Here is a 5837-nt window from a genome sequence, read left to right as displayed (position 1 = left end):
CTCCCGTAACTATAAGTGTTCGGTCAAAACTTATAGGTTAAAGAACGAACACATCAGGACTTTTACTGTTACAAGTAGTTTATCATATAGCACTTCACTCTTTCAAGAGTGAGCTGCTAGTAAATTAATCTTGTTTTTTCGTCAAAACTGACAAACTTAAGTCTCTTAACTGGGCCTTACTTACCTGACTTGGTGCGTCTGTAAGCGGGTCGCTTGCACTTGCTGTTTTCGGGAAGGCAATGGTGTCACGTAGATTTGTACGGCCAGCAAGCAGCATAACAAGTCTATCTAACCCAAGTGCAATTCCACCATGCGGCGGTGTACCGTATTCAAAAGCATCCATCAAGAAGCCAAACTGTTCAGCTGCTTCTTCTTTTGTGAATCCAAGTACTTCGAACATTTTTTCTTGAATCGGACGTTCAAAGATACGTAATGATCCTCCGCCAAGCTCGTAACCATTCAGAACCAGGTCATACGCTTGTGCGCGGACATTAGCTGGGTCAGTTGACAGCATATCGATATCTTCACGGAAAGGCATTGTGAATGGATGATGTGCTGCAGAATAGGTTCCCGCTTCGTCATCATAATCGAACAACGGCCAATCTGTTACCCAAAGGAAATTGAATTTGCTTTCGTCGATAAGGTTACGTTCTTTACCAAGCTTGATACGAAGCGCACCAAGAGCATCGGCAACAATACTTTTCTTATCAGCAACAAATACAATAATATCGCCTACTTCAGCATCAACGATTTGTGCCATTTGTTTTTGGTTTTCTTCTGTGAAGAATTTAGCAATAGGACCTTTCATGCCGTCTTCTTCAATCTTCAGCCAAGCAAGACCTTTCGCACCATAAATGGCCGCAAATGCACCTAATCCATCCATATCTTTACGAGAATAATCAGCCGCAGCACCTTTGATGTTCAATGCTTTTACTTGTCCGCCTTTTGCTACTGCTCCAGAAAAGACTTTGAAGTCACAGCCTTTAGAGAACTCAGTAAGGTCAATTAACTCTAAGCCGAAACGTGTATCTGGCTTATCTGAACCAAAACGGCCCATTGCTTCGTCATATTTCATACGCGGAAGAGGAAGTGTAATATCGATTCCCTTCACTTCACGCATAACTTTTGCCATCATTTCTTCTGTCATTGCAATGATATCATCTTGACTCATGAAGCTTGTTTCAATATCAATTTGTGTGAATTCAGGCTGTCTGTCAGCACGTAAATCTTCATCACGGAAACAACGAGCGATTTGGTAATAACGTTCAATACCTGATACCATCAGCATTTGCTTGAATAACTGCGGTGATTGCGGCAATGCATAGAATTCACCTTCATGCACACGGCTAGGTACTAGGTAGTCACGTGCGCCTTCTGGCGTGCTTTTTGTTAAAATTGGTGTTTCAACGTCAAGGAATCCAGCACCGTCAAGGTATTCACGAACTGCTTTTGTTGTTTGATGACGCATCTTCAATGTTTCAAACATCATCGGACGACGAAGATCTAAATAACGGTATTTCAAGCGAATATCCTCAGATACCTCTGTGCGGTCTTCAATGGCAAAAGGAGGTGTTTTTGCTTCGTTTAAAATCGTAACGTGTGTTGTATCTACCTCAATAACACCCGTTGAAATGTTTGGATTGATGTTTTCTTCATCACGTGCACGCACAACACCTTCAATAGAAAGAACGTATTCACTACGAATTTTCTCAGCAATAGCCAGTGCTTCGCTTGATGTATTTAAATCAAACACGACTTGAACGATACCTGAACGGTCGCGTAAATCAACAAAGATAACTCCACCAAGATCGCGGCGTTTTGACACCCATCCTTTTAATGTTACTTTTTCTCCAATTGCTTGCTCTGTGACTTCTCCACAGAAATACGTTCTGCCATACATATTATTTTCCTCCTAAGGACTGCTGTGATTTAAATTGCTCTATAAAGGTGGCAAGTTCCATTTCAACCTGTTCACCGGTAGTCATGTTTTTCAGGTTAATGATTTGTTTCTCAAGCTCATCGTCGCCAAGTACCGCCACAAATTTTGCCTTTAAGCGGTCTGCGGATTTAAACTGAGCTTTCACTTTACGGTCTTGGTAATCTTTCTCGACCACAAATCCTGCTTTACGAAGCTGATAAGCAAGCTTAACGGTATAATCTTTCGCCGCTTCACCCATAGAAACTAAGTAACAATCAATGCCTTCTTCAATTGGAAGCTCGACATTTTCCGCTGCAAGCGCCGAAATCAACCGCTCAATACTCAGTGCAAATCCGATTCCCGGAGTTCCCGGTGCATCGCTGCCGCCGATTTGCTCAGCCAAACCATTGTAACGTCCGCCGCCGCAAAGAGTCGTAATCGAGCCGAAACCTTCCGCCTCACTCATGATCTCAAATGCCGTGTGATTATAATAATCCAGTCCGCGTACAAGTGTTGGATCAATGACAAAATCAATATCAAGATCAGTCAAATGCTTTTGTACTTTTTCAAAATACACACGGGACTCTTCGTTTAAGAATTCAATGATCGATGGTGCGCTGGCCATCAATTCATGATTGTGATCTTTCTTACAATCCAGAATTCGAAGTGGATTTTTTTCAAGACGGTTTTGACAATCTCCGCAAAACTCATCAATCCGTGGTTTAAAGTGGTCCACTAATGCATTGCGGTGAGCTGTACGGCTATCGCTGTCACCAAGGCTGTTGATCACAAGCTTCAGCTTCTTTAAGCCCAGCTCTTTGTAGATCCCCATGGCTAGTGAAAGTACTTCTGCATGAATCGCAGGATCCTTACTGCCCAGTGCTTCAATCCCAAACTGAACGAACTGACGGAATCGGCCTGCCTGCGGACGCTCATAACGGAACATTGGTCCAATATAGTATAATTTGACCGGCTGATTCGCATTGCCGAACATTTTATTTTCAAGATAAGAACGGACAACAGAGGCTGTACCTTCTGGGCGAAGCGTTAAATCGCGATCCCCGCGGTCCTTGAACGAATACATCTCTTTTTGAACAATATCCGTTGTATCACCGACACCGCGCAGAAATAATTCTGTATGCTCAAAAATCGGTGTACGGATTTCTTTGTATTGATAACGACGGCAAATTTCGCGTGCCGTTTGTTCAATATACTGCCAAACTTCCGTTGTGCCTGGAAGTAAGTCCTGAGTACCTCTTGGAATTTGAATAGACATGTGTATTACCCTCCTTATAAAAACAAAAAACTCCCGTCCCTTGTAACGAATACGCTACAAGGGACGAGAGTTTGAATATCCCGTGGTGCCACCCTAATTGAAGCCAAATACAGCTTCCTCTTAAAAGCAGTTAACGCCTGCCTACGTCCATCTCCTACTAAAATCATTTTTCAGAGCGGAGCCTACTGAGTGTTCGTTCATCAAGACAGCATGTAGATACGCTTTCAGCAAAAACCGCATATCTTCTCTTTACACGTGTATTCCTTGACTACTCTTCTCGATCATGGGCTAAATGTTTTCATTTAGATACTTTTATAATCATACGGAGTGAACGGCAACTTGTCAAGCGTTTAAACAGGTTAGCGTCCGCCAATTTTTTTCTTTAATTTGTTCACTTCGCGAATGGACAGGCCAAATTCTGACGCAAGCTCCATCGTGCTCGAGTCTCCCTGTTCACGTTGAATAAAGTCATGGAAATCTACACCGAGAATCTGATTAACACCTTTTACACTGGTCTGGTTTTTTTCACTGAATTTCATTCCTAGTCCCCCTTATGGTATCTTAGTTTTAGTTTGTCCCGTTTTTGGTGATTTTTTTCAGACTAAGAAGGGAATTTTTTTATAATGAAGAATTAATCCTAACAAAGGAGGTGTTTGTTTGAGAAAATCGGTACTCATTTTGGTTTTGATGGTTATATGTTTTTCTCAAATAACGCCTGTTAAAGCGGAACTTGAGGCAGAAGTTACCATCAATGTCGATTATATAAATGTTCGAGAGGGGCCAGGCTTAGAGTTTCCTTTGGTCAAGAAAATTTATCGTGGAGAAGTATATCCAGTTGTATCAGAGAACAACCAGTGGATAGAAATTTTGCTTGGTTCTGGTACGACGGGATGGGTTGCCGAATGGCTGATAGCGAGAGGAACTGAACCGGCTGATGCTAAAGCTTTGAGCATGATCAGCGGCGATGGTGTGCAAATTCGTTCAGGCCCCGGCAAAGACCAACAGCCGGTCGGTACACTTGCCAAGGGCACAGCTGTTGAAGTGATTGGTCAAAAAGATGAATGGCTGGAAATAAAAGCAGAAGGCCTGAGTGGCTGGATATCCTCGGTCTATGTTGAACAGCCAGCAGCTGCTCAAGAAACAGGTCAAATCATTACTAACAATACGACCGTCTATTCAAATTCCTCAGCTAGCAGTGCCGTGATTGGCAAGGTTCATAAACGTGAGGTTTCAATTGTAAGCAAGACAAAAAAATGGGTAGAGATATCTTATCAGGATGGCAGCGGATGGGTTGAATCCCGCCATATTTTATCAAACAGCAGCCCATTGGCAGAAGTGACGGCTTCGAGTATTATTGTTCATAAAAAAGCGGAGCTGGATTCGAAAAAGGTCGGTACGGTGAAAAAAGGCCGAATGTTTGCTGTGATTGCTGAAGAAAATAACATGGTAAAGATTCAGCTGTCATCTAACAAGACCGGATGGATTCCGCTTTGGTATGTAAAACGGAATCATGTTTCGGTAAAAAAAGAAGGCGTCGAAAAAGTGAAGAACAGTCAAATTGTTATTTTACATACAGGCACAGCATTACGGAATGCAGCGAATGTAGATGCGAAGGCAGTCCTTCGACCAAAGCAAGGCGAACAGTTTCCAGTTCTGTCAGTGAAAAATAATTGGTATCAGGTAAAACTGCCCAATGGGAAGAAAGCCTATGCGGCGGGGTGGATCGTTGGTTTTACTGGTGAAGTGAAGCAAATCAAAAAGACCGGATATGAAGCGTACTTGCAGAATAAATTAATTGTTCTCGATCCTGGACATGGCGGGAAGGATCAAGGGACTGCTGGACTTCACGGGACGCTTGAGAAAGATGTGACGCTTCGTACCGTGCGGCTTGTTGCCGATAAGCTTGAGGCTGCGGGAGCAAAGGTCATTTTGACACGAAATTCGGATACCCATTTGGATCTCGATGACCGCGTTCGGATTTCTCATCTTTATGCCGCCGATGCATTTGTCAGTTTTCATTACGACAGCACGATTGACCAAGTGACAAGCGGAATTACGAGCTACTATTATCATGATTTTCAGGAACCACTCGCAGCCAGTATTCAAGAGGAGCTGAGCCAGGACATTCAAGCGAAAAACCGCGGCTCGCGTTTCGGGGACTACTATGTCCTCCGCGAAAACCGGCGAATGGCAGTCCTGCTCGAGCTCGGGTACATGAGCAACCCAATCGAAGAACGAGCCATCATCAACAACCACTACCAAGAAACCATCGCCAACGCCATCTACACCGGCCTAGCCAAATACTTCAAAGAACACTAAAAAACCAGCTGGATGGGCTGGTTTTTTGTATGGGGATAAACTTATCCATCCTATTCTGCCCCACCAGCCTATCTTTCTGCCGCAACTCGCTTTGATTCTTCCCAAACGAGCCAACATTCTCCTCTAAGGCTGACTGATTCTTTCCTACCTTGAATAGGCCGCCAAAAAGGAGTATCTAGCTCTTTTGGATACACATTTTCATAACTCAAACTTGAAAGACGTGATCGACTTACATCGATTTTGATTCCTAACGCAAAAAAAGCAAACCCGCCATCTTTGTGGGTTTGCTTCGACTTTATTTCTTTTCTTTGCTTTCTAGTATGA

5 protein-coding genes and 1 other annotated feature are annotated in these 5837 nt (G+C 43.2%); of the genes, 1 reads left to right on the top strand and 4 read right to left on the bottom strand.

Translation table 11 applies throughout. From position 1 onward, the window contains the following. Window positions 1-124 precede the first annotated feature (124 nt). The 3 genes from aspS to AC52RT_RS03550 all read right to left on the bottom strand — a co-directional run bounded on the left by aspS (window position 125) and on the right by AC52RT_RS03550 (window position 3733). Window positions 125-1900 (bottom strand): aspartate--tRNA ligase, encoded by a 1776-nt coding sequence (gene aspS, locus AC52RT_RS03560; protein WP_495539483.1) that lies wholly within the window; start codon window positions 1898-1900, stop codon window positions 125-127. A gap of 1 nt (window position 1901) precedes the next feature. Next, a complete protein-coding gene (hisS, locus tag AC52RT_RS03555; protein ID WP_495539482.1) occupies window positions 1902-3194 on the bottom strand; it encodes a histidine--tRNA ligase in 1293 nt (430 codons plus the stop codon). Between the two features lie 56 nt (window positions 3195-3250). Further along, window positions 3251-3488 (bottom strand) — a binding site (T-box leader). Between the two features lie 65 nt (window positions 3489-3553). Beyond that, window positions 3554-3733 (bottom strand): hypothetical protein, encoded by a 180-nt coding sequence (locus tag AC52RT_RS03550; RefSeq protein ID WP_495539481.1) that lies wholly within the window; start codon window positions 3731-3733, stop codon window positions 3554-3556. A gap of 118 nt (window positions 3734-3851) precedes the next feature. On the opposite strand from AC52RT_RS03550, the gene AC52RT_RS03545 reads away from it, so the two are divergent. After that, entirely contained in the window at window positions 3852-5513 is a 1662-nt protein-coding gene (locus tag AC52RT_RS03545; RefSeq protein WP_495539480.1) for an N-acetylmuramoyl-L-alanine amidase family protein, read from the top strand. Between the two features lie 68 nt (window positions 5514-5581). Here AC52RT_RS03545 and AC52RT_RS03540 read toward each other — a convergent pair. Next, window positions 5582-5837, bottom strand: a 256-nt coding sequence (locus AC52RT_RS03540) for a hypothetical protein (protein ID WP_495539479.1), incomplete at its 5' end; no start/stop codon positions are given.

It is taken from the genome of Peribacillus sp. (assembly GCF_059453735.1).
Note: the sequence above shows the minus strand (reverse complement) of the source record. Positions and strands in the feature narration are given on the sequence as shown.